At 52.5% G+C, this 24,587-nt stretch carries 25 protein-coding genes; 14 read left to right on the forward strand and 11 right to left on the reverse strand.

Annotated elements, in window-relative coordinates; all coding sequences use genetic code 11:
• The first annotated feature begins 11 nt into the window (after window positions 1–11).
• Entirely contained in the window at window positions 12–614 is a 603-nt protein-coding gene (locus tag P1U47_RS15150; RefSeq protein WP_366943185.1) for a DUF938 domain-containing protein, read from the forward strand.
• 68 nt (window positions 615–682) lie between these two features.
• Here the strand turns inward: P1U47_RS15150 and P1U47_RS15155 are convergent, their stop codons facing one another.
• The gene (locus P1U47_RS15155) at window positions 683–2,338 is read right to left on the reverse strand and encodes an OmpA family protein (RefSeq protein ID WP_301030049.1); all 1,656 of its coding nucleotides are present in this window, start codon (window positions 2,336–2,338) and stop codon (window positions 683–685) included.
• Window positions 2,339–2,559: 221 nt separating this feature from the next.
• On the reverse strand, window positions 2,560–3,843 hold the full coding sequence (locus P1U47_RS15160) for an OmpA family protein (protein WP_301030050.1): 1,284 nt from the start codon (window positions 3,841–3,843) through the stop codon (window positions 2,560–2,562).
• Window positions 3,844–3,990: 147 nt separating this feature from the next.
• Here P1U47_RS15160 and yegQ point away from each other — a divergent pair, with 147 nt between their 5' ends.
• Together yegQ and P1U47_RS15170 are read left to right on the forward strand one after the other, a co-directional pair.
• Window positions 3,991–5,328: a tRNA 5-hydroxyuridine modification protein YegQ gene (gene yegQ / locus P1U47_RS15165; RefSeq protein WP_301030051.1), complete on the forward strand. Its 1,338-nt coding sequence runs from the start codon at window positions 3,991–3,993 to the stop codon at window positions 5,326–5,328.
• 58 nt (window positions 5,329–5,386) lie between these two features.
• The gene (locus tag P1U47_RS15170) at window positions 5,387–5,770 is read left to right on the forward strand and encodes a hypothetical protein (protein ID WP_301030052.1); all 384 of its coding nucleotides are present in this window, start codon (window positions 5,387–5,389) and stop codon (window positions 5,768–5,770) included.
• A gap of 35 nt (window positions 5,771–5,805) precedes the next feature.
• Here the strand turns inward: P1U47_RS15170 and P1U47_RS15175 are convergent, their stop codons facing one another.
• Entirely contained in the window at window positions 5,806–6,600 is a 795-nt protein-coding gene (locus P1U47_RS15175) for a transglutaminase family protein (protein ID WP_301030053.1), read from the reverse strand.
• Window positions 6,601–6,783: 183 nt separating this feature from the next.
• Between P1U47_RS15175 and P1U47_RS15180 the strand changes: the two genes are divergently transcribed.
• From P1U47_RS15180 to P1U47_RS15190, 3 genes are read left to right on the forward strand one after another with little or no spacing between them, the layout of a single operon-like run.
• Window positions 6,784–7,257, forward strand: a complete 474-nt coding sequence (locus P1U47_RS15180; RefSeq protein WP_301030054.1) for a (2Fe-2S)-binding protein — start codon at window positions 6,784–6,786, stop codon at window positions 7,255–7,257.
• 37 nt (window positions 7,258–7,294) lie between these two features.
• Complete coding sequence (locus P1U47_RS15185) at window positions 7,295–8,839, forward strand: molybdopterin cofactor-binding domain-containing protein (RefSeq protein WP_301030087.1); 1,545 nt, start codon at window positions 7,295–7,297, stop codon at window positions 8,837–8,839.
• Window positions 8,840–8,852: 13 nt separating this feature from the next.
• Window positions 8,853–9,374 (forward strand): molybdopterin cofactor-binding domain-containing protein, encoded by a 522-nt coding sequence (locus P1U47_RS15190; RefSeq protein ID WP_301030055.1) that lies wholly within the window; start codon window positions 8,853–8,855, stop codon window positions 9,372–9,374.
• Window positions 9,375–9,445: 71 nt separating this feature from the next.
• On the opposite strand, the gene P1U47_RS15195 is transcribed toward P1U47_RS15190, so the two are convergent.
• Together P1U47_RS15195 and P1U47_RS15200 are read right to left on the reverse strand one after the other, a co-directional pair.
• Window positions 9,446–10,720, reverse strand: coding sequence for a dicarboxylate/amino acid:cation symporter (locus tag P1U47_RS15195; protein ID WP_301030056.1), 1,275 nt, complete (start codon window positions 10,718–10,720; stop codon window positions 9,446–9,448).
• A 192-nt stretch (window positions 10,721–10,912) separates the two neighbouring features.
• A complete protein-coding gene (locus P1U47_RS15200) occupies window positions 10,913–11,533 on the reverse strand; it encodes a class I SAM-dependent methyltransferase (RefSeq protein WP_301030057.1) in 621 nt (206 codons plus the stop codon).
• A gap of 537 nt (window positions 11,534–12,070) precedes the next feature.
• On the opposite strand from P1U47_RS15200, the gene P1U47_RS15205 reads away from it, so the two are divergent.
• The 3 genes from P1U47_RS15205 (at window position 12,071) to P1U47_RS15215 (ending at window position 14,854) form a co-directional block, all read left to right on the forward strand.
• Window positions 12,071–13,237 (forward strand): alpha/beta hydrolase, encoded by a 1,167-nt coding sequence (locus P1U47_RS15205; protein ID WP_301030058.1) that lies wholly within the window; start codon window positions 12,071–12,073, stop codon window positions 13,235–13,237.
• Between the two features lie 130 nt (window positions 13,238–13,367).
• Entirely contained in the window at window positions 13,368–14,180 is an 813-nt protein-coding gene (locus tag P1U47_RS15210) for a Stp1/IreP family PP2C-type Ser/Thr phosphatase (protein WP_301030059.1), read from the forward strand.
• Between the two features lie 29 nt (window positions 14,181–14,209).
• Complete coding sequence (locus tag P1U47_RS15215; protein ID WP_301030060.1) at window positions 14,210–14,854, forward strand: FHA domain-containing protein; 645 nt, start codon at window positions 14,210–14,212, stop codon at window positions 14,852–14,854.
• Window positions 14,855–14,989: 135 nt separating this feature from the next.
• On the opposite strand, the gene P1U47_RS15220 is transcribed toward P1U47_RS15215, so the two are convergent.
• Window positions 14,990–16,360 (reverse strand): FAD-dependent oxidoreductase, encoded by a 1,371-nt coding sequence (locus tag P1U47_RS15220; protein ID WP_301030061.1) that lies wholly within the window; start codon window positions 16,358–16,360, stop codon window positions 14,990–14,992.
• 204 nt (window positions 16,361–16,564) lie between these two features.
• Here P1U47_RS15220 and P1U47_RS15225 point away from each other — a divergent pair, with 204 nt between their 5' ends.
• From P1U47_RS15225 to P1U47_RS15235, 3 genes are all read left to right on the forward strand, one after another.
• The gene (locus P1U47_RS15225; protein WP_301030062.1) at window positions 16,565–17,125 is read left to right on the forward strand and encodes a chorismate lyase; all 561 of its coding nucleotides are present in this window, start codon (window positions 16,565–16,567) and stop codon (window positions 17,123–17,125) included.
• A gap of 61 nt (window positions 17,126–17,186) precedes the next feature.
• On the forward strand, window positions 17,187–18,068 hold the full coding sequence (ubiA, locus tag P1U47_RS15230) for a 4-hydroxybenzoate octaprenyltransferase (protein ID WP_301030063.1): 882 nt from the start codon (window positions 17,187–17,189) through the stop codon (window positions 18,066–18,068).
• 10 nt (window positions 18,069–18,078) lie between these two features.
• Window positions 18,079–19,221 carry a GNAT family N-acetyltransferase gene (locus P1U47_RS15235; RefSeq protein WP_301030064.1) on the forward strand — a complete coding sequence of 381 codons (1,143 nt, stop codon included), beginning with the start codon at window positions 18,079–18,081 and terminating at the stop codon, window positions 19,219–19,221.
• A 14-nt stretch (window positions 19,222–19,235) separates the two neighbouring features.
• Here P1U47_RS15235 and P1U47_RS15240 read toward each other — a convergent pair whose 3' ends face one another.
• Window positions 19,236–19,595 (reverse strand): group 1 truncated hemoglobin, encoded by a 360-nt coding sequence (locus tag P1U47_RS15240; RefSeq protein WP_301030065.1) that lies wholly within the window; start codon window positions 19,593–19,595, stop codon window positions 19,236–19,238.
• Between the two features lie 139 nt (window positions 19,596–19,734).
• On the opposite strand from P1U47_RS15240, the gene P1U47_RS15245 reads away from it, so the two are divergent.
• Window positions 19,735–20,439 carry a helix-turn-helix domain-containing protein gene (locus P1U47_RS15245; protein WP_301030066.1) on the forward strand — a complete coding sequence of 235 codons (705 nt, stop codon included), beginning with the start codon at window positions 19,735–19,737 and terminating at the stop codon, window positions 20,437–20,439.
• A 20-nt stretch (window positions 20,440–20,459) separates the two neighbouring features.
• Here the strand turns inward: P1U47_RS15245 and P1U47_RS15250 are convergent, their stop codons facing one another.
• From P1U47_RS15250 to P1U47_RS15265, 4 genes are all read right to left on the reverse strand, one after another.
• On the reverse strand, window positions 20,460–20,831 hold the full coding sequence (locus P1U47_RS15250; RefSeq protein WP_301030067.1) for an STAS/SEC14 domain-containing protein: 372 nt from the start codon (window positions 20,829–20,831) through the stop codon (window positions 20,460–20,462).
• 57 nt (window positions 20,832–20,888) lie between these two features.
• Entirely contained in the window at window positions 20,889–21,095 is a 207-nt protein-coding gene (locus tag P1U47_RS15255) for a hypothetical protein (RefSeq protein WP_301030068.1), read from the reverse strand.
• A gap of 41 nt (window positions 21,096–21,136) precedes the next feature.
• Window positions 21,137–21,571, reverse strand: a complete 435-nt coding sequence (locus P1U47_RS15260; RefSeq protein ID WP_301030069.1) for a hypothetical protein — start codon at window positions 21,569–21,571, stop codon at window positions 21,137–21,139.
• A gap of 100 nt (window positions 21,572–21,671) precedes the next feature.
• Window positions 21,672–22,982: a sigma 54-interacting transcriptional regulator gene (locus P1U47_RS15265; RefSeq protein WP_301030070.1), complete on the reverse strand. Its 1,311-nt coding sequence runs from the start codon at window positions 22,980–22,982 to the stop codon at window positions 21,672–21,674.
• Between the two features lie 252 nt (window positions 22,983–23,234).
• On the opposite strand from P1U47_RS15265, the gene P1U47_RS15270 reads away from it, so the two are divergent.
• Window positions 23,235–24,587 (forward strand): cytochrome ubiquinol oxidase subunit I, encoded by a 1,353-nt coding sequence (locus tag P1U47_RS15270; RefSeq protein WP_301030071.1) that lies wholly within the window; start codon window positions 23,235–23,237, stop codon window positions 24,585–24,587.

Below are 24,587 nucleotides of genomic sequence, written 5' to 3' on the forward strand. Positions count from 1 at the left end.
ATTTAACCATGATTCAAGCCAAGCCCTTTTCACAGGCCTGTGAAAACAACCAACATTATATTTTTGAGAAATTAGCGCCCTTATTGGCCGCCAGCCAACGCGTGTTAGAAATTGGCAGCGGCACGGGTCAGCACGCCGTGTATTTTGCCGCCAATATGCCCCATATTCACTGGCAGTGCAGTGATCGCAGAGAAAATTTAACGGGAATTCAAGCGTGGATCGACGAGTCGGCACTTGCTAATTTAGCACCGCCCGTCGCCCTTGATGTGCGCGAAATTGACTGGCCGGAGCCAAAATTTGACGCAATTTACTCGGCAAATACCCTACATATTATGAGCTGGCACGAAGTGGAATTGTTTTTTAGCCACTTGCGCAAAAGCCTTAAAGATGACGGCTTACTCTGTATTTACGGGCCATTTAATTATAACGGTGACTACACCTCGGCCAGTAATGCCGGCTTTGACAGCTGGCTAAAGCAGCGCGACGGCCAAAGCGGTATTCGCGATTTTGAGGCCATTAACGCCCTCGCCGAAAAAATCGGTCTGCGCTTATTAGCCGACCACGCCATGCCCGCTAATAATCGCCTGTTAATTTGGCAATCTCCAGCTCAATAAATCTGCCCATAAAAAAACCCAGCACGGTGGCTGGGTTTTTTAACAAACTAACTAATCACATCATGTGCTTAGTAGTCGATTTCCTCATCTGAAGATTCGTACTCGTACTCTTCTTCAGCAGCTGGTTCTTCGCTCATGTAATCGTCTTCAGCGGCAGGCGTTTCAACCGCCTCTTCCGCCATGGGCTCAACCATAGGCTCGTCCATCATTGGCTCGTCGTCCATCATTGGCTCGTCCATCATTGGCTCGTCCATCATTGGCTCGTCGTCCATCATTGGCGCTACCGATGCACCGCCATCGCCAAGTACTTTCAACTCAACCCGACGGTTTAGTGCACGGCCGTCTTTGGTTTCGTTGCCGGCAATAGGTTGCTCTTCGCCGTAGCCGCGAGCAGTCAAACGATTTGCCTCAACACCGCCGCTAACCAAGTAGTTCTTCACTGATTTAGCGCGATTCTGTGACAGGTTCATATTGTAGCTATCGCTACCAGTGCTGTCGGTGTGGCCCTGCAGTTCAACTTCAAAACTAGGTGAGCTCACCAGTGTTTCAGCAACGCCATTCAGAATGGTTTCTGCATTTACGGTCAGTTGCGCACTGTTCAGCTCAAAGTTTACGCCACGCAGAATTACTGCCTGATCCTTCGCACAACCATTAGACATAACCGCTTGGCCAGCTGGGGTATCTGGGCAGGCATCGTCGGCATCAACTACGCCGTCGTTGTCGCTGTCTAAAGGGCAACCGCTAGCATTTACTTTAGCGCCAGCTGGGGTATCTGGGCAGGCATCGTCGGCATCAACTACGCCGTCGTTGTCGCTGTCTAAAGGGCAACCGCTAGCATTTACTTTAGCGCCAGCTGGTGTATTTGGGCACTGGTCGAGGTAATCGGCTACACCGTCGTTATCGCCGTCAAGTGGGCAGCCAACGCTGTCTACCTGAACGCCGCGAGGTGTCGCTGGGCACTCATCCATTTCATCGGAAACGCCGTCGCCGTCAGCATCTTGTACGCCGTATTTAGCGTCAAAGAAGTTATAGCGTAAACCAACTAACAGGCTTTGTGCGCTGTATTCAATTTCGGTTTCGGTGGTGCCCGATTTAAAGCTGGCATCGTCGCCAACGCTGTAACGGTAACCAGCATCTAAAGCCAAACGAGGCGTCATGTGGAAGGTAATACCGGCACCGAGTTGAGCGATAGTCACGTCATCATCGGCATCACCAAAATCAAGATTTGCCTGACCTAGACCAAAACCAATATAAGGACGTAGACGCTCTGTAGCAGAGAAGTCGTACCACAAGTTACCCATCATTGAGGTGACTTCTAGCGAACCGTCGCTCGACACAGATACACCGCCACTAGAAAGGCTGTCTACATCGTTTTCACCTTGACGGTATTCAAATTCAAGTCGAATGGGGCTTTCAAACTTATAACCAACGGTGAAGCCATAGCTAATTGCTTTGTCGTAGCTTGTTTCGAAGTTGCCGCTCGCAGCACCGCCGCCCAACAATCCACCTACTAAATCACCAACAACAGGGATTCCACCCAGGATTCCGCCAAGGCCACCTGGAGACGTTGTTGTTACCGTACCGTCGGCATCAAATACGTCGTTATAAAAAGCATTACCACCGATGTAGACGCCCGTCTCCTTTTCAGGTTCGGCCAAAGCGCCACCCGCCGCCGAGGCTAAAATCACACCCGCCGCAAGAGTCGTTTTCCATTGCTTACTCATAAACATCCCCTAATCATTAAAGTTATACCCCGCTCAGATACCTTATCAGATACAAAAGTCGGGGGTAATTCTCACTTGCGCAATACTAGCCCATAGTAGTGCAAAATATAATCAAAAATACGTGCACAATTAACGAATACGCAGTGACGCATGCTAAACCGGCAAATCTCTGCGGTAAAGCTTTGCTTGCGTGCTATATTTCGCAAAAATTAGCTATTTTACTACTTGGCGCGAATCACTTTTAAAGAAACTCGGCGGTTGCGCGCTCGCCCTTCACTACTATTATTGTCGGCAATAGGCATGCTAGCGCCAAAAGCCTGAACATCCATGCGCTGCGCCGCGACACCTAGGGCAATCAATTCCGCCCGCACCGCCCGCGCCCGCGCTCGTGACACGCGGTAATTCAATTCTTCACTGCCACTATTGTCACTGTGGCCCTGCACCGCCAGCCGGAACTGCGGCGACGCCAGCATTACCTCGGCCACACGACTAAGGTGCTCGCGGGCCTGGTCGCTAACAAGGGTTTCACCAAGGCCAAACGCTATCCCTTCCAAGCGCACGGCCTGCCGTGCGGCGCAGCCATTGCGCAATACTCGCTCTCCCTGGGCGCTATTGGGGCATTGATCGGCACTATTTTTGACCCCATCATTATCGCTGTCCATGCAGCCATTACTATCAACTTCATTGCCCGCTGGTGTGTTTGGGCAGCGATCAATTGGATCTATTACGCTGTCGCCATCACTGTCGGCACAACCGTAATGGTCGGTTATTGCCGCACGCAAGGTATTGGGACAGCGGTCATTGTTGTCACTTATGCCGTCGCCGTCGCTGTCCAGGTCCGCGGACCGCCCAGCAGAAAACAATTGATAACGCAGCCCCAGCTGCCAGCGCTGCCCCCGCGAGGCGCTGCTAAAATCGTAGTCCGGTGCCTGAAAATGAAGATCTTCGCCCACAAAGTACTGGTACGACACGTCTACAAGCCAACGCGGCGTCAGCACCACACCCAGCGCAACGCCGCCGTGCAGTTCCCACAGCAGCTGCGTGTCGCCAGCCAACACCGCCCTAATACCGCTTACGCCGCCACCAATGGCAAGATTAACGCGCGAATTTCCCAGCGGAGTATCCCGCCACACACTGGCACTCGCACTTTGCTTGCGCAACGAGGAATAAGCCTGCGGCGCGCCCCGCGAATCTGTATTATCAAGGCCTAGGCGCTCGCCAAAGTAGCCCACTTCGGCACGCCAGTCCTCGGCAAAACCAAGCCCCACCCCAATACCCATGCGATTGCCGCCATCGTAGCCAAGCTGAGGGTTCGCTGTGCTGTCTGCCGAGGGGAATAATGGCGATAAATCGCGGCCTCTGTCACTGAGCGCGGCCTCACTAGCAGGCCACACCAGGGCCATCCCTGTGCTTAAATAATAAGTTACCGGCCCCTCTGCAGCGCCACTTAGCAAGGGAAAAAAGCCTATTAACACTGCAAGGCTTCGCCAATCATTATTATTCAATCGTGTTTCCTATCGCTGTTGCTTACACCTGCATTTCACCAGAGCCGAGTGTAGCGCTCAGCAAGCGATTGACCAATAGCGCAGAACCAAGCGCTTTGCGCTACCATACGCACCTGATTCCATTCTCCACCGCAAGGCTTCAATACCATGATCCCTGAACTCCTGTCCCCCGCCGGCAGCCTCCGCAATATGCGCTACGCCTTTGCCTATGGCGCCGACGCCGTCTACGCCGGACAACCCCGCTACAGTTTGCGGGTGCGCAACAATGAGTTTAAGGATGTAGAAACCCTGCGCACCGGCATGGATGAGGCCCACGCGCTGGGCAAGAAATTTTATCTCGCCTCTAATATTTCACCCCATAACGACAAGATTCGCAGTTATTTACGCGACTTGGAGCCAGTTATTGAAATGGGGCCAGACGCATTGATTATGGCCGATCCCGGCCTAATGATGCTGGTGCGCGAGAAATGGCCCGAGCAGGTCATCCACTTATCGGTGCAGGCCAATGCCGTCAACTGGGCCGCAGTTAAATTCTGGCATCAAAACGGCATACAGCGGGTTATTCTGTCGCGGGAGCTGGCACTGGACGAAATTGAGGAAATTCGCCAGCGAGTGCCCGAGATGGAGATCGAGGTCTTTGTTCACGGCGCGCTGTGTATTGCCTACTCGGGCCGCTGCCTGTTGTCGGGCTATATGAATCATCGCGACCCCAACCAAGGCGCCTGCACCAACGCCTGTCGCTGGAAATACCAAGCCCACGAGGCCAAAGAAGACGAAACCGGCGACATCGTGCCGGTCCAAAACAACATTGCCGTACAAACCTTTACCCCCGAACCGCAGCCGGCCATTGTCACCGAGCCAGTGCTATTGCAGCAGGCCCAGCGGCCAGGCGAGTTTATGCCCGCTTACGAAGACGAGCACGGCACTTATATTATGAACTCCAAGGATTTGCGCGCAGTGCAACACGTAGAGCGCTTGGCCGCGATGGGCGTGCACTCGCTAAAAATAGAGGGTCGCACCAAGTCTCACTACTATGTGGCCCGCACCGCTCAGGTGTATCGCCAAGCCATCGACGACGCCGCTCACGGCAAGCCCTTTGATATGCATCTTATGGATGAATTAGAGACCTTGGCCAATCGTGGCTATACCGAAGGTTTCTACCGCCGCCATCCCCCCAAGGAATACCAGAACTACGAAATGGGTTTAAACAACGCCCAGCAACAGCAGTTTGTTGGCGAAATTATCGATGCCAAAGACAGCGTTATTACCGTTGATGTTAAAAACCGCTTTGCCGTTGGCGATACCCTAGAGCTCATGCTACCTGGCGGTAATACCCGCTTTCAGCTGCAAACCCTGAGCAATAAGCACGGTAAAAGTATTGATGTTGCACCGGGCTCAGGTCATCAGGTGCGCATACCGCTAAACCAAGCGCTGCCTGAGTCGGCACTAAAATACGGACTGTTGGTCAAAGACATCCACGCCTAATTTGGCAAGCTACACTCAATTAAACCAGAGAACACTACAGGGCAGATGAGGAGCCAATATGGAGCGGAAAAAACTTCGCAATTTAAGGGGGCTGGTCAACATCAGTCTATTAAGCATGGTATTTGGCGCCATTCTCAATTTACTAGGCGACATCCTCGGCAATAACTATGTATTGATTATTGGCTTCTTAGTGGTGCTGATTACCTTTTATTGCTATCGGCGCGCCGACAGCGAAACGGCATCAAGCCTGCCCTATTATTTGTGGCGCTACTTGCCCACCCTGATTTTTGTCGCCATGCCTATTTTGGTGTATTGGCTCAGCAGCGATGCCCAGTGGTCATTATCTGAGATTGTATTACTCACCCAAATAGGCACCAGCTATATTCTGCCTATTCTCTGCCTGCTCTATGTTGAGCGGGTACTAAAAAACGCCCAGCAATAAGTCTGAGCAGCCGAGCTTAAGCTCGGCTGCTCGCTTCAAACATCACCCACAATCTGTTCAACCGAAACCATCTGGGTGGTGGGAAATACCGCTGGACCAAACTGGTTATACAACGCCACATCCGCAGCGTCGCGGCCATAACCTATGGCCACATAGCCACCTTGCAAAATATTTACGGTGGCATCAAAGGTATACCAACGCCCGCCAACATAAGCCTCGAACCACGCGTGTAAATCCATCGGCTGGAGCTGGTGTAAATAGCCCACCACCATCCGCGCAGGAATGCTCAAGCTGCGACACAGGGCAATACACAAATGCGATAAATCACGGCACACCCCCCAGCCGCGCTCATTTACTTCCGCCGCCGACACTGGCTCAATACTATCGCCGGGCCGGTAGTGAATATTGTTGTGAACCCACGCGCTAATTGCTGCGACTTGATCGTAGCCAAGGGTGTATCCGGCAACAATATCGGTAGCCATATCGCAAAAGCGGTCAGACTCGCTATAGCGGCTGGGCAACAGGTAATTCAACGCTGAATCGGGTAAATACTGAATTTCTACAAAGGGCGCGCCAGGACTTTGATCGACATAATCCGCGGTTCTTACTTCCGCCGCGGTCGTCACCTGAAAATGCGGCGGCAGAGCGATCAGCCGCTGACAAAGGTTGCCGTAGATATCGGTGAACTCCGTTGCGGGCACGCTCGGCGTTAATTTGTATTCTTCACGGGCAACCCACTGCTGCGCGCCACTGCGCGGGCGCAGCATTAGAACAAAAGGCGTGGGCTCAATAATATTAAAGGAAAAATCACAGCTGGTACGTAACCACATGGTGTAGATCCTCTATTTGACCAACAAAGCTGGTGAACACGGCAAGCCCCAGCATAACAAGATCTAAGCACAAGCGTGTGGCTCTTTCAGTTAATTGAACAAGCGACTGTCACCCGAATGCGGTAGTATTTTGACTTTAGTAAATACATTGCGACCACAATAAATAACACCAAGGAGAGGAAGATGGCCATCTCGGTTACTATTAATGGCGAACAGCGCGACCTCAACGTTGATCCAGATACCCCGCTGTTATGGGTGATTCGCGATCATCTACAGTTAACCGGCACCAAATTTGGCTGTGGTATCGCCCAGTGCGGCGCCTGTACCGTGCACATGAATGGCACACCGATTCGCTCCTGCTCGATGCCGGTTAGCGCAGTGGCGGGCCAGCAAATCACCACTATCGAGGCCGTCAGCGGTCCAGAAGCCGAAGCTTTACAAGCAGCGTGGGAAGAGCTCGCCGTTTACCAGTGCGGCTATTGCCAATCTGGCCAGCTAATGTCTGCGGTTAATCTCTTAAAGTCCAAGCCTACACCCAGCGACACCGATATTGATCAATTTATGTCGGGCAATATTTGCCGCTGCGCGACCTATGTGCGCATCCGCGCTGGTATTAAGCACGCCGCGGCGCAATTGGCAACGGAGGTGACCCTATGAAAACCCAAACAATTAGCGTATCTCGCCGCCTGTTTTAATTCGCGGCGCCCAAGCCGGTGCCGGTCTCAGCCTCGGCTTGCAATTCAGTAGTGGCGCCCACGCCGCCAATAAGGCTGACCCAAGCAAGGGCTTAGAGGCCAATGCCTTTGTTAATATTCACCCCGACAACCGCGTTATTCTCACCATCAAGCACTTAGAAATGGGCCAAGGCACCTACACCGGTTTAGCTACCTTGATTGCCGAAGAGCTAGACGCCGACTGGGCGCAAATAGAAACCGTTGGCGCCCCCGCCAATCCCGAAAAATTCAAAAACTTGTTATTTGGCGCTCAGCTCACCGGCGGCAGCAGCGCTATTGCCAACTCCTATTCGCAAATGCGCGAAGCCGGCGCCGCCGCCGAACAGTGGCAGGTCAAAGCAGCCAGCATTACGGTGAAACAAGGCGTAATCAGTCACGCCGCCAGCAAGCGCAGCGCCAGCTTTGGCGACATGGCCATAGCCGCCGCCAAACAAGCCTTACCCAGCACGGTAAGCTTGAAAGACCCTAAGGATTTTGTGCTTATTGGCAAAGCCAATTTGGCCCGCAAAGACACCGGCAAAACCAACGGCAAGGCAATTTTTACTCAAGACGTGCAATTCCCCAATATGTTGACCGCCGTGGTTGCCCACCCGCCGGCCTTCGGCGCCAGCCTTAAACATGTGGACGCCAGCAAAGCCGAGAAGCTACCTGGAGTAAAAGCGGTGGTCACCATACCCAGCGGCGTTGCGGTATTGGCCGACACCTTCTGGCAGGCTAAAAAGGGCCGCGATGCCCTAAGCTTGGAGTGGAACAGCCCCACAGCCGACATATCAAGCCCTGCGCAGATGGCCGAGTATAAGAAACTCGCCCAAACCCCTGGCCTGCAAGCCCGCAACGACGGCGATGTCGCTGCCGTGCTTGGCGCAGATAAAAATCACCTTATTGCCGAATACGAATTTCCCTATTTGGCTCACGCGGCAATGGAGCCAATGAACTGCGTGCTGCAAAAGACCGCTGCGGGTGTCGAAATGTGGTACGGCTGCCAAGGCCAAAGCTGGGATCAAGCCGCCGTGGCCAAGGTGTTTGGCTTGGCCCCAGAACGCATCAAAATTAATACTCTGCTCGCTGGCGGCAGTTTTGGTCGCCGCGCCGGTTTCACCAGCGACTACCCCGTTGAACTGGCCAATATCGTCAAAGCTTGGGGCAAATCTGCACCCGTAAAACTAGTATGGACTCGCGAAGACGACACCCAAGCGGGCTATTATCGCCCCGCCTATGTGCATCGCCTCGCTGCCAGCCTCAATAGCAAAGGCGACATTACCGCGTGGCAGCAGTGCATAGTTGGCCAAGCCATCACTGGTGCCGACGCCAAAACCGTCGACCGCCTAAGTGTTGAAGGCGCCGCCAACCTGCCCTATGCCATTCCCAACATATTGGTAGAGGCACACAACACCTATAACGCCGTGCCGGTGTCCTTTTGGCGCAGCGTGGGCTCAACTCACACCGCCTATGCCGTAAACCTTTATAGACGAGCTAGCCCACCGCGCCAAACAAGATCCGCTTAACTACCGCTTGGCGATGCTCAAAGACCACCCCCGCCACCGCGGGGTACTTAAATTAGTTGCCGAGCGCGCTGGCTGGGGTAAAAAATTGCCGGCTGGGCATTTTCACGGTTTAGCAGTGCACGAGTCGTTTAACTCGTATGTGGCGCAGGTTGCCGAGATTGCCAAACTCGACAACGGCAAATTTCGCGTCCACAAAATAACCTGCGCAGTGGATTGCGGCGTGGCGGTAAATCCAGACGTGATTCGCGCGCAAATGGAGGGCGGTATTGGCTTTGGCTTATCGCCGCTGATGTTAAGTGAAATCAGCCTAGAGAAAAGCCAGCCCCAGCAGAAGAATTTCGACACCTACCAAGTGATTAGGATGCAGCATATGCCAGAAATTGAAGTGCATATTGTGCCTTCGGCAGAAGCGCCCACCGGCGTCGGTGAACCCGGCACCCCGGTAGTCGCACCCGCGGTAGCTAACGCCCTGTTTGCCGCTACCGGCAAACGCTTGCGTAAACTCCCCGCTGGCGCTGAATTCTTTCAATTATAGCCAGTAGCAAAAACCAGAGAATATTGCCTATTAGCTACGGCACTATTCTCTGGGCTTGATCGCGCAAGCGATTAAGCGTCAATAGCTACCTTGGTCGTTTCACCTTCGCTGCGGGCAATAATCACCGCTGCACAAGAATCGCTAAACACATTCACGGCGGTGCGCACCATATCCAGCACGCGGTCAGTGACCAGCAGCAAGCCGATGCCTTCTAAGGGCAGGCCAATAGCCCCCAAAATAACCGAGATCGCCACTAGGCTCGCGGCGGGTATGCCGGCAACACCAATGGAGGTCAGTAGCGCGATCACCACTACCGTAAATTGCTGTACCCAGCTTAATTCCAAGCCGTAAACCTGAGCAATAAACATAGCGGCAACACATTCATAAAGTGCCGTGCCATCCATGTTCACCGTCGCCCCCAACGGCAGAACAAAGCCGCTAACTCGCTTTGATACGCCGGACTGCTCTTGAATACTTTCTAAGGTAAGCGGCAACGTCGCCGAGCTCGAGGCGGTAGAAAATGCCGTAAGCAATGCCGGCGTCATGGCCGCGTAATGCGCTTTTGGATTGACCTTACCCACGTAACGCAGCAGCAAAGGCAGCGCCACAAAAGCGTGAATCATCAATGCCAGCAAGGCGGTAAAGAAGAATAGCAGCATCGGTTTAAAGGCCGCAAAACCGGTTACCGCGACGGTTTTGGCCACTAAACCAAATACCCCAAGCGGCGCAAATTTCATTACCCACATGGTGATTTCGGTCATGATATCCATTACACCCTGCCAAAAGTGCATTAAGGTAGCGGCGTGCTCTGACTTACTTGAAGCTAAGAAAAAACCAAATAATAAGCTAAAAAATATCAGGCCCAGCATTTGACCATCGGCGGCCGCAGCCACCACATTGGTGGGCACCATGCGCACAAATACTTGCACCACATCGGCCATGCCGCGGCCTTCAACCTTGGCAAGGGTATTGGTAAGTTCAGCATCACTGCTGCTAATAGTGGCGGCCAAGGCCTGATTATCGCCGCCGCCTGGCGCGATGATATTCACCACCAGTAAACCGATAAGAATCGCAATCAAACTGCTGCAGGCGTAAAAAAGAAGGGTTTTGCCGCCAAGCTTTTCAAGCTTGTCGCCTCCCACCCCCGCCATACCGCTAATAATCGACGCCATTACTAAGGGCACAATTAGCATTTTTAAGGCATTGAGAAAGATTGTGCCTAAAAAGTCATACACCGCAATAAATGAAAGCCCACCAACACCCCCGTCGGGGCCACCGATAATGCCCGCGAGAACCGCAAAAACGATGGCGATGGCAATTTGCCAGTGCAGGGGAATAGTGCGCATAGTGCTATTTGCTCTTGGCTGTTTAAGCGGAAGACATAGCGCTTTACTCTAGCGTGAAGGCTGGGTAATGGCTATAGGCGTGTGTCGGACGTCGGACGGGCTAACACTTGATGGGAGATGGAAAACGCGGAGATAGGTTCCCGCACCTCGTCAGACGTCAGACGTCAGACCGCCGACGCCTGTTCAGTAAGCTTAGGCCTTAACCGCTGAACCGTAGTACATATATCCCGCAATCCGCGGCATATCGGCAACATAGCATTGGGCCAACTGCTCTATTTTAAAGCCGCAGCTCACTATCAGCTTGTCGATTGGGCGGTTGAGGTGGCAGCCGCCAGCCAGCCTTTTCCACACGGGGGTAACGCGGTTCTGCCAGTTATTCACCTTGTGATCTGGCGCGGCGCCGTGTTCACAAAACAACAGGCGGCCACCAGGCTTTAATACCCGCCGCATCTGCTGCAAAGCCTGTCGCCAGTCGGGGATGGTGCAGAGTGTATAGGTGAGCAACACGGTGTCGACGCTATTGTCTTCCAGCGAGATTTCTTCGCCGGTTAAATCCAACCACTTCACCTTTACTGCGGCCTTATCAACATTGGCGCGGGCCTTTTTGCGCATTCCCGCTGATGGTTCTAAACCCCAAATAAAATCAATGTTTTCAGCATTGTATAGCGCCAAATTAATCCCGCTACCCATACCTACTTCCAGCACAACACCAGTGGCCAAGGGCACAACCTGCTCGCGCAGCGCCATAATCGGCTGCATTGAACACGCTTTGTCGATCACCATGGGCAGAATCTTATTCTCGTAAAAACCCATATTAAATTTCCTTACTTAGTATTTTTATTGATTTTGCTGGCAAATACGGTTTTTACATACGCAAAACCTAGGCACCCATACAGATTCTAGACGTAATTGCGATATGAGCAGAAGAAAAACCGCAAATTCTCGAAATATTTTTATCTTATTGAAAATCATAGTAAATACTGGCTTTCTCGGCGCCAGTAAAGATCCGTGTTCAGTTTACAATACACTAGCCGCCACACACATTAACGCCAATATTACACACATTGCAGTCTGTGAGTATTTAATATAAACGGTAATTGACAAGAAATGTTTTCGGGTCAAACATACACACAAGCAATAAATGGCATTAGCACAAGCCTATATTGTGCTCTCTGATAAAACAAAAAATGCACAGAGTGCGGCTGTTTATAGCTGATAAACCACCGATTACACCCATTTTTCCGCCAGAGAGCACCGTAGCAAAATCGCGAGTCTTCAATAAACGCCTTGTTCTAAAGCCCCAAACCCTTGGGCGAATTTTTAGACCGGCTCTTTTTTGGTGGTGTCATTATGAAATATTCCCAACTCCTCGCGGCCGGTATTGTCGCCTCGCTGTGTGCTTGTGGCGGCACAAGTCACTCAACCACAGGTAATTCAAACTCAAGTAACTCGTCAGCGAGTAGCTACGTTACCGAAACCTTTACAACCGATGCGGCCACCGATCTCGCCGCCTTTAATATTGCTGGCCCCAGCGATATTAATCCGCTGTGTATACCCGACACCGCCTCAAACACCCCCCTGCCAGAAGGTTTACTGGTATTCAAAAAAGACGAAGCGCCCACTCGCTTGGTGGTGTTTAGCCACGGCATCGGCCACAACGTGCGCAGCAGCTGGCTACCCCATATGCTGCGTGAAATTCGGCTGGCTAAAAGCCTTGCCAATCACCCTAGCGACGTTGCCTTTGTCACCACAGATTACCGCGACAATTTAGGCTTTCCGGCCTTGCGCGGCGCCCACGACACCATTGCCGCCACCCTGCATGCCATGGCGCGATTTCCATCAATAAAAACGGTGTATTTATTTGGCGTATCAATGGGCGGCGCGGTGTCTGGTACGGCTATCGTAGAATCAACAGCGGTAACAGCCGACGGCAGCTCGCTCTACGATTACTGGCTGGATCTTGAAGGCGTGAGCCAATTGGCTGAGACCTATGCAGAGGCAGCCGCAGTCGCCTCTATGTCAGAAACTGCCGCCCAAGCCCAAGCGGGCCTAGAGCGCGATACCGGCGGCAATCCGCTTGTTTGCCCGCTGGCCTATGCCCGTCGCTCACCCGCTTACCACGGCGCCGAAATGAAGCTGGCTGGGCTGCGCGCGGCAACGGTGGTTCACGCCATTAACGACGGCTTAGTGCCCCATAACCAAGGCCGAGTGATGGCCGCCGCCTTAACCACCGCCGGAATTGCCACCCAATTTTTTACGATTGCCGAGGTTTATCCAGGCCAAGACCCTGGCACCACCGGCACGGGTACCGTGGGCGCGGGTGATCTCGACCCGTATCTTAATCTTGCAGGCCACGGCTCCGAGGCCCAAGCCAGCCACCCAGTAATGCGGGTGGGATTTGAAAATATGCGCAAGATGCTCGACGGCACTTACAATGAAACCGTGCCCTATTTTGAATGCGTGATCGATCCCAACATCCCTAATGACAGCTGCCCAGTAGACCAATTGCAGCCCTAGAGAGACCCTACTAAGCCACCGCACCAAAGCCAAACGGCTTGGTGCGGTATTCGATTTTCTGCATTGACCCCGCTAAAAGCCGCTGTCTATACTCAGTCATTAATAACTACTTCAAATTTGGCGCGGTTTCATGGATGAGAATATCGAATTTAGGGTCTTTGGGGTCACCCACATAGGCCAAGTGCGCGAGCACAATGAAGACGCTATCGGCATTGCTGCCGACCATGGGTATATGGTGGTTGCCGATGGCATGGGCGGCCACAATGCCGGCGAAGTGGCGAGCAGTATTGCCGTTGCCGAAGTATCCCGCCACCTTAACATTGCCAGTGCGCCCAACCACGAAGACTCAATCTATTCCCCGCAAACCCTCGCCCTGCGCGACGCCGTGCTGGCGGCCAACCGCGAAATACTGGCGGCCGCCGAGCACGACGCGAGTCGCAAGGGCATGGGCACTACCGTGGTAGCTATGCGTTTTATAGGCCAGCGCCTGGCGGTAGCCCATGTTGGCGACTCCCGCCTGTATCGATTCCGCGAGGGATTTTTAGATCAGCTCACCACCGACCACACCCTTGTACAGGAATGGGTGGCGCGCAAGCTGTATACCGAAGAAGAAGCCCGCACCGCAAAAAACAAAAATGTAATCACCAGAGCGCTTGGCTTGTTAAGCGAGCTTGAGGTAGATTTACTGGAAGAACTGGTTCGCAGTGGCGATATTTATCTGCTGTGCTCCGACGGCCTGACCGGTATGCTTAATGATGCCGAGATCACCGAGATTTTGAGCGAACAGGGACACGATCCCGAAGCAGCAACCATGCGCTTGCTGACAATGGCCAATGACGCCGGCGGTAAAGACAATATTTCTATTATTGTAGTGTGTGTAGATGAGGTGGTCGCCGGTCAAGACGATGCGCTAGATGATGAGTCGCTTGAATGGTTCGACTAAGGGAAATAGCTCGGTAACGGACAAGAATTATGGCAAAGCTGGTTCTCAGTTTTCAGGGTAGAGTGATTGAGGATTTCCCTCTTGATAAAGAGCGGGTGACGATTGGCCGCGCAGCAGACAATGATATCTGCATTGAAAATTTAGCGGTTAGTGGCCGTCACGCCGCGGTAGAAACCTTTCTAAATGACAGTTTTCTGGTCGATCTCGACAGCACCAATGGCACCATGGTTAATGGCAACCCAGTGACTCGCCACGCCTTGCGCAGCGGCGACTACATTACCATTGGCAAGCACTCACTAACCTACCACGGTCTAGCTCGCGCGGCTGCAGCCGAAGAAGAGGTAGAAAAAACCATTGCCATTCGGCCCAGTATGCAACGCAGCACGCCAGCACCCGCGCCCATGATGGGCTATTTGCAGGTGCAAAATGGCGGCGCTGCAGGCCGCGAAATGGAGTTGAGCAAACCCATGACCAAATTAGGTAAGGCCGGTTTTCAGGTCGCTGCCATTAGTCGCCGCCAGCAAGACTATTACCTAGAGCACATCGAGGGCCAAGACGGCCGCACCCCCAAAATCAATGGCGAAGCCATTGGCCTGCAAGCCCGCAAGCTCAATCACGGCGACACCATAGAGATTGCCAATACCCGCCTAGGCTTTGAATTGCGGCCCGCTTAAAGGCAAGTATAAAAGACATAAAAAAGCCCCGCTTTGGAATACCAAAAGCAGGGCTTTTTTTATAGCTGAGCGTTTACAAACCAGATCAGAGCATCAATTCACAAGCCCGACTATGCCGAGCTTGTAAATACCTCCTCAGGGCATAATCGCCGGCAGCAGTTTTTGCAGTGCCATTTTCTGCTTAGTGCCGTCACCGGTCAGGGCAAAGCCCAACAAATCACCGTTGCGGTCAATAAAGCGGGCAACCACGTTGATGCCATCTTGCTCAATTTCCCAGCTGCCTTCCGCGTCACGGGGTGCGGGGCTAACCGTAACTGGGCAAGCGGGAACCTTAATGGTAACCGGCATTGCTGGGTAGCTAACTTCCGTCGCCTCACCCGTCAAGGTCTTGGCCAACGCGCGGGCCTGAGCCATCAGTGGCGCCACGTATACCAGCACGTGGCCGGCGACTTCGGCGCAATCACCCATGGCGTAAACATTGGGCGCATTGGTTTCTAGCAGGCGGTTAGTCACAATACCGCGATTAGTGCTAATACCCGCTTCCTGCGCCAAGGCGATTTGCGGACGCACGCCAACTGCAGACAACACCAAGTCGCAGCTAATGGTTTCGCCATTGTTCAGGCTAACCGTCAGCGCATCACCGGTTTTGTTTACTTCGGTAACCAGCGGGCCAAAGTGGAATTTAGCGCCCTGGGCTTCTAAGCCAGCCTGCACTGCCTTACCCGCCGCTTCGGGCAGCAAAGTAGGAATGCAATAACCCAGCGGATCAACCGTTTCAGTAGCAATACCGCCGTTGAGCAGGTCGTTGGTGAACTCGCAACCAATAAGGCCACCACCAATAATGCAGACCTTCTTAACATTGTTTTTAGCGACTGCGGTGCGGAAGTCATCGTAGTCCAGCAGGTCGTTCACCGAATACACGTATTCCAGCGCATTGCCTTTAATCGGTGGGCGAATAACGTCGGCGCCCAACGCCAGTACCAGTTTTTTGTAGTGAACTTGGGTGGCCTTGTCACCAATAGTAATGGTCTGCGCGGCGGTGTTTATGGCCGTGACCTTGGTTGAGGTCCACACGCTGGCGTTAAGGTCTTCACCCATAGTGCCGGCGTCTTTTTGGGTAAGTGCATCGGCATCCATATTCTTGGTAAAGCCAGTGGACAACATCGGCTTAGAGTAAGCGCGGCCATCGTCGGCGCTAATCATAATAATTGGGCTGTCTTTGTCGTATTTGCGAAGCTCGCGCACCAGACCGTAACCGGCGAGGCCAGTGCCGATTACCACAATCGCGGCTTCGGCGCTGGCCGAGGCGGGCTCGTCGTGATGGGGCAGGTCACTCTCTTCCGACTTTTCAATCATTTCAAAGTCTTCTTTACCCACGCCGCAGTCGGGGCATAACCAATCATCGGGAACATCTTCCCAGCGGGTGCCTGCGGCAATACCAGAATCGGGGTCGCCAACGGCCTCATCATAGACCCAACCGCAAACAATACATTCCCATTTACTCATTAGCCAAAATCCTCTGCACACGGAGCTTCTATCAGTGAAGCGTAAAAAAATAAGGGTATCAGATCTCTGGGCTTACTCAGCCTATTCTGACACTTGCAAGTCGAGGGTGAATCGCGCATTCTGCCGCCACGCTTTTTTCAATATAGCAGATTTCTTTAACGGCAAGGCTCTTATTGACGCCCCCCTCAATACCGAAGGCCGCCATTGTACGCTTTTCAAACGACACGATTCCAGACCGCTGAGCCAAAGTGGCGGGATTATCGCCAGTTTGCCACCGGCAAACCCCCAGCGGCGACCGCCCACTGGCTCCTAGACACCGGTTCGCTGACCGCCCATTTGCGAAGGGCGTCGGGCGGACATTTCCACGTAGAGGTACTATCGCAGCGCTGGCAGCTGCCGCGCTTGTCTGAGCGGCGCCTGCTCGGCATGGGCGACCGCGACTGGGGGCTAGTGCGCGAAGTCCTGCTCTGCTGCCACAATCAACCTTGGGTTTTCGCCCGCAGTGTAATGCCCGCCAGCTCCTTAGTTGGCCGTTTGGCGCGCCTGCGCCATCTCGACAACCGGCCCTTGGGGCATTTGCTGTTTACCGACCACAGCATGGCCCGCGATCCCTACGAGATCTGCCAAATTCCCAGCAGCGGCCTACAGCTAGGTATAAGTCCTGATTCCGAGAAAATGCTGTGGGGACGGCGGTCACGGTTTCTACTCAGCGATCGGCCTATTATGGTTAGCGAGATTTTTCTCCCAGCCTTTACGCCTTGGTAGCGCGTCGTTCTCGATTGGCGCTACTGCTATACTTTTGCCACACAGTTCTGAAGAGCGCCTTATGACACGGATTCTTGAGCATATCCAAAAGCAGCGGCCCCACTATTTAGCCCTGATGCGCACCGATCGGCCCATAGGCACTTATCTTGTGCTGTGGCCGACCTTATGGGCGCTGTGGCTGGCGGCCGAGGGCCTGCCGCGCTGGGATTTACTGCTTATATTTATTATCGGCACCTTTCTAATGCGCTCTGCTGGCTGTGTGATTAACGACTATGCCGACCGCAAAATAGACGCCCACGTTGGGCGCACCAAAAACCGGCCCTTTGCCCAGGGCGTAGTCAGTGAAAAAGAGGCGCTGATTCTATTTTCCTGCCTGTGCTTGCTCGCCTTTGTGTTGGTGCTGTTCACCAATACCTTAACGATTCTGCTGTCGTTCGGCGCGGTATTGCTCGCCGCCAGCTACCCCTTTATGAAACGCTACACCCATTTGCCGCAGCTGGTCTTAGGGGCCGCCTTTGCCTGGGGCATACCCATGGCATTTGCCGCGCAAAGTGGCACCCTGCCACCCGCGCTGTGGTTAATTTATATTGGCGTATTGATTTGGACAGTCTGCTACGACACTTTTTACGCCATGGTCGACCGCGAAGACGACCTCAAAATTGGCGTTAAATCCACCGCCATTTTATTTGGCGACGACGACATCACCATCACCGCCATGCTCCAAGTTTGCGTGATTATTGTCATGCTCATGGTCGGCGTGCGCTTTGGCATGAGCTTTATTTACTACGCCAGCTTAATCGCCGCCAGCGGCCTGTTTATCTACCAGCAACGGCTAATTCAATACCGCCAACCAGAAAATTGTTTTAAAGCCTTTTTAAACAATAACTGGGTGGGCGCGGTGATTTTTGCCGGCATTGCCCTGCACTACCTAATCGCGACATGAGAATTTTTTAATGGTGGAATTGGAGTTTATTAACGCCATCTCGGCAATTGATGCGGCTACATGGAACGCCATCGCCGGCCAAGATTACCCCTTTACCCGCCACGAATTTTTACAGGCATTAGAGTCTAGCGGCGCGGTTGCCGCCGACAAAGGCTGGCAGCCCCACCACCTTGTGGCGCGCCGCGACGGGCAAATTGTCGCGCTCATGCCGTTGTATATTAAAACCCATAGCTACGGCGAATACGTCTTTGACTGGTCTTGGGCCGATGCCTACCAGCGCCACGGCCGCTCCTACTACCCCAAATTACTCGCCGCCATTCCCTTTACCCCAGCAACGGGGCCAAGGCTATGCCTGGCCAACGACGCTGAGCGCGAGGACGTAATGCAGGCCATCGCTAGCAGCCTACCCGCGCATGCGCGGCAAATGGGCGCATCGTCGGTGCACATTTTATTCTCCAAGCCTGAGGTTTCCAGCGCGTGGCAGCCGCTGGGCTTTATGCAGCGCAGCGGCCCCCAATACCACTGGTTTGATCGCGATTACGGCGATTTCGACGGCTTTTTAGCCAGTTTTAGCTCGCGCAAACGCAAAACCCTGCGCAAAGAGCGCAAAGCGGTGGCCGAACAAGGTTTGGATTTACAGATATTATGTGGCAGCGAGATTAGCCCCGCCCAGTGGCGATTTTTCTTTCACTGTTATCAGCTCACCTACGCCAAGCGCAGCGGTCACGGCGGCTATTTGCCCGAGGCCTTTTTTACGCAATTGGCCGCCACCATGCCCGAACATTTGGTGCTGGTGATTGCCAGCCATGGCGACGAGCCCGTCGCGGTGGCGCTTAATTTTCGTGATCAGCACACCTTATACGGACGCTACTGGGGTTGCGTGCGCGAGTACGAATTTCTGCACTTTGAAACCTGTTACTACCAAGGTATTGAATACTGCCTGCGCGAAGGTTTGCGCCATTTCGACCCCGGCGCTCAGGGCGAGCACAAAATTCAACGCGGCTTCATGCCCATCGCAACCTACTCCAATCACTGGCTGGCCGATGCCGATTTCTCAGCAGCCGTCGCGCAGTTTTTAGATGACGAAAAACTGCATATCGCTAAGTATCTGCGTGATGCCAGTGCCATGCTGCCGTTTAAACAAGACAATTAAACCCCAAGCCCAGGTTAAACCAACACAATATCTGAGCGCATACTGTACAAAATAAAGAGCACCTCCTCCTGCTCACGCTGGCCAATTTTGGATTGGTCCAGCGCCACTAAGGCGTCGTCGAGCACCGCCATAAATTCAAGCGCCGAGATATTCATGCCCCTGTGCGCGGCCAGCATATCTTTGCCCTTGTAGTTATTTTCGCCGCCCGTGCCAGCGATCATAAACATTGCGGCGGCATTTTTTACGGTGGCAACATCGCTGTTCATAAAGCGGTTAGCAATGGCGGGGTTTGCCAAGTGATTGTCGACTAAATCGCTGGTTAACGCGGTAATGCCCTTATTGCCACCCAGTCGCTCAAATAGTGATTGGCTCATGTTATTACATCCTCAATTAGCTTGCGGCGTAGTTGACGACAATACGCGCCGTCGGGATTTCACCCTAACATTGATAATCTGCGCGCTTAAGTACAGTATCTGTAGTAACTATAGCCCGTTCTGGCAATGGAGCTGCGCAATGAAAACCTATGGTCAATTCTGCCCCCTAGCGCAGGCTAGCCAATTATTGTGTGAACGCTGGACCTTAATTGTCATTCGCGAATTTATGGCGGGTAGCACCCGCTTCAGCGACTTACAAAGAGGCGTGCCCTTGATGTCGCCCAGCTTACTGTCATCACGGCTTAAGTTACTTATTAAATCTGGGGTAATTGAACACACGGGCGAAAGCGGCCACCAAAATTACCAATTGACCGAAGCCGGTAAGGAGTTGCGGCCGGTCATAGAATTACTCGGCATTTGGGGTCACCGCTGGGCCCAATCTAATTTAAACGAAGGTGACTTAGACGCCGGTTTACTGATGTGGGATATGCGCAGAAGCGTCGATCCCAGTCAGTTTCCCAAGCGCAGAATAGTGGCGCAATTTGAATACCCCGACGCCCAACTCGGCAATCGAGATTGGTGGCTGGTATCCGAACAAGGCGAGCTGGATTTGTGCTTAAAAGATCCCGGCTTCGAGATCGATCTGTTGATTAAGTGCTCATTAAAAACCATGACTGAAATTTGGATTTGCCAAAAACACTTTAACGACGCCGTAAGCGCTGGCGATGTAATTGTGCTCGGCGACCCCAAGCTGAGCGCTAAACTACAGAGCTGGCTCAGATCAAGCGGCCTATCGCGGCTCGGCAGCCTCACGCCGCCTGCAAACCCCGCACGCGCAAGCTGAGCAAACTGCTAAGCGGCAACTTAAGCCGCTGCTTCTAGCCACATTTCTGCCTCTTCAATATCGTTAAAATCAAAGGCCTTTATTTCTAAATACGGAAACAGCTTACCTTCAAGTTCACTCGCTTTTTTAAGCCATTTCTTATCGGTTAACACCGCAATATGGGTAAACTTCTTCATTACCCTAAGCAACTTAGGCATGCGCGAAAACTCAACCGCCATTGCCGCCAGCGACGGAAATTTAAAATCGACGATGCGGTATACCATCACCCCATTTTCGATATTTTCAGATTCCTCAATTAGCGTATCCAAGGCCAATTTCATATCGTGAGAATGCACCTTACCATTGATTAAGATATCAATGCGGTTGCCGGTATTATGAATAACTTCAATCATGTCTTTTCCAAAGTGCATATTTATAATTATCAGAACAGTCACGCAAACACGCGTCACTCACCAGTTAAAAAACCGTGGTAAACACATCAGCAGTACACCAACACCAATCACCGCCAAAACACTACTAAACACATAGGGGTAGAGCATTAAGGCTACACCGCTGTACAACACTACTTTATTGCCTTGCTTGCGGCCATAAACAAAGTAACCCAAACCAATAGAGTTGAATAATAAACTCCATAACAGCATTGCTTCACTGTTCATCAATATTGGCCTCTATGGCGCTTTAGTTAGCACTTTTCATTCTAGGGTAGAAAAGACGGCTTATCATAGTTATACCACGTTAAAGTGGTGTGCCGTATTTCCTTGCAAACATGCAGCTCTAAACGGTCAAAATTAAGCCCAGCCTCCATCCCCGCAGATGCGCTTAAACGCAACAGTTTCTGGCCGTTAATCCATCGGCCCTCGGTGTGGTTTAAGAACACCGACACGCCAAATTTAGAGTGTAGCATGGCGCTAATACAGTCTTCGGGAAAAGCCCGCGGAAACTCGGTAGCGGCGTCTTTTTCATTATCGGCGCTAATGTACTGACTCACGTCAATAGTCAGCGACGCATTCTCAGTAATCGCCGAAATAGGTTCGGCAAGCCTAATAATAGTTGTGTTATCAACGAGGTCGATGGCTTGTGGCGTTAATAAACTTGCCCCACCAAAGAACAATATTTTTAGTAAGCTCAACATGCCACTGTAATCCCCGTGAACTGTGCACACACTTTGAAATGCCCCCTGCTCAGCAATACAAGGGAATCTCCCATGAGACTAGCAACACCCTGCAATGAACTTAAAAAATGCTGCCCTGTTTGCGGTAAAAGGACCGCAAGCTAATACCGGCGATTTTTGCCGCCTGCGCCTTGTCACCCTGACAATAACTAAGCAAATCATTAAGATAACGCACTTCGCGGGTTTTTAAATCTTCCCACAAAAATGTTTCAGGTATTTTCTGCCGAGGCGCCGCGTCTAACAAGCAGCGCTCAAGAATTTTAAGGTCAATAATATTAGAATGCGCAAAAATCGTGGCGCGCTCCAGTATATTGCGCAATTCTCGAACATTGCCGGCAAAGTGACACTCACTGAGCATTTTAATGCCCGAGTCGGTAAGGCGGTAATTCTCATCGGGGCTGAGCTTGCTAAGGATAGATTTAGCAATTAAACCCACGTCTTCGCGGCGCTCGCGCAGCGGCGGCAACACAATAGGAAAAGCATTAATACGGTAATAAAGGTCTTCGCGGAACGCACCGCTGACCACCTGTTCCATCAAGTTTTTATGGGTGGCGCAAATCAGACGAAATTGGGCACGCTTAAGCTGGGTGCTGCCCACCGCGCGATAGCTGCCGGTTTCGATTAAGCGCAGCAATTTAACCTGCATGCCCAGCGGTACATCGCCAATCTCGTCTAGAAACAAGGTGCCACCCTCGGCGTTTTCCAACAAGCCCGGTTTATTGCTCACCGCGCCGGTAAACGCGCCTTTAACATGTCCGAATAACTCGCTCTCAAACAGAGTTTCAGTAAGCCCTGCACACTCCACCGTCACCATAGTGTGCTTGTGCCTAGGGCTGGCATCGTGAATGGCCTTGGCCGCCAACTCCTTGCCGGTGCCCGACTCCCCCATCAACAACACCGAGGTATCGCGAGCGGCGACAAGGTTAATCATGTCTACTAAGCGATTAAAGGCAGGGCTGCGGCCCACCATTTGCTGGGTGCTAAATTCGGCGCTGGCAATAGTGACCGGCTTTAAAATCTCAACAAAATACTTTAGCTCGCCATCGTCGCCACGAATGGGCAGCATTTCAACATCCACATGCTCTTTGCCGCGCGGCGTGCTGTGAATATGCAGTACCCGCTCTTTGCTACCAGAGCTTTTACAGGCCAGCAGCGGGCAGCTTTCACCCGCCTGATCGCAGGGCACCCGATAGCCGTGTGAGATCTCATAACACCGAGAGCCACGATCGCGGGGTATCTCACCAAAGGTCGCGGTATAAAGCTCATTGGTTGCTAAAATTTCGTAATCTGCCGACACCAAGATGGCGGGGTAGTCAAAGCCATCAAGCATGCGGGCAACATTGCGGTCTGAGTCCTTCGCGATTAGCTGCATAGTTTTGTCATTTTTGTCTAAGCATTTTGCCAATAATGACAATTTAACGCGCTTAATACTAGTCCAGTCATTGCTTACTAGCTTCACCTAATTATTTAATTTATATAAAACAAATACTTAGAAAACATCACCGCCCTCAACGCTGATCTGGCACTGGCCTTGCTCTCTACTAGCTAATTGTCAACATTTGGGCTGCGCTCGCCTACACAAGCGAACTCACCCTGGGCGACCACCCATTCCAGGAGGATGAATATGGATTTCGATCCCTTTGTGCTGGCGCGCATTCAGTTTGCCACCAATATCAGTTTTCATATTCTATTCCCCGCCATCTCCATTGGCCTAGGGTGGATTCTGCTGTTCTTTCGGCTGCGCTTCACCCAAACCGGCGACAAAGCGTGGGAATACGCCTACCTTTTTTGGGTAAAGATTTTCGCCCTCACCTTCGCCATGGGCGTGGTATCGGGTATTACCATGAGTTTTCAATTTGGCACCAACTGGCCGGGCTTTATGGAAAAAGCCGGCAATGTGGCGGGACCACTGCTGGGTTACGAAGTGCTCAGCGCATTTTTTCTAGAAGCCTCGTTTCTCGGCATTATGTTATTCGGCAAAGACCGTGTCTCTAACCGCATGCATTTAATCAGCTCGTTTCTGGTGGCCTTTGGCACCACCCTCTCGGCGTTCTGGATCTTGAGTCTCAACTCGTGGATGCAAACCCCCACCGGCTACCATCTTGAAAATGGCGTGGTAATGGTCGACAGCTGGATGGAGGTGATCTTCAACCCTTCCTTCCCCTATCGCTTTTTCCATATGCTCATTGCCTGCATGTTGACCTCGGCCTTTGTGGTTGCGGGTGTTAGCGCCTGGCGGGCGCTGCGCAATGTCGACGGCCCCGCTACCTGGAAGGTAATGAAAACCGGCGTAGTCATCGCCGCGGTACTCGCCCCCATTCAAATACTGGTTGGCGACTTTCACGGCTTGAATACCCTAGAGCATCAACCCGCGAAAGTCGCAGCTATGGAAGCCGTGTGGGAAACCGAAAACGGCGCGCCGTTTACCATTTTCGCGTTACCTGACGAAAAAACTAAAACTAATCGCTACGCTCTAGAAGTACCTTACGCGGCAAGCTTAATACTTACCCATGACGCTAACGGTGAAGTCAAAGGCTTAAACGAATTCGAAGGCGAGCACCCACCCGTCGCCATCGTGTTTTGGTCCTTCCGCATAATGCTGGCGATCGGCGGTTTAATGGTCTTAGTTGCATGGTGGGCAGCATGGCAAATGCGAGACAAAAAGCCCCCTACTAAACCACTGCTCTACGCGCTGTCGGCCATGACCTTCTCGGGCTGGGTCGCCGTGTTAGCGGGTTGGTATGTTACCGAGATTGGCCGCCAGCCTTGGATTGTAAGCGGCGTGCTCAAAGTGCAAGACGTGGTTGCCGACCACAGCAGCGCCACCGTGGGCGGCACCTTATTTGGCTATATATTGCTCTACGGTTTTTTGCTGGCCTCGTATATTGGCGCGCTGCTCAATTTGTCGCGCAAACCCGCAGCGTCATTGAGCCTCACGGCAATCAGCGCTCCCCAAGCCACTAACAAGGAGGCCTAA

It is taken from the genome of Zhongshania sp., assembly GCF_029212375.1.
Classification (GTDB): Bacteria; Pseudomonadota; Gammaproteobacteria; order Pseudomonadales; family Spongiibacteraceae; genus Spongiibacter.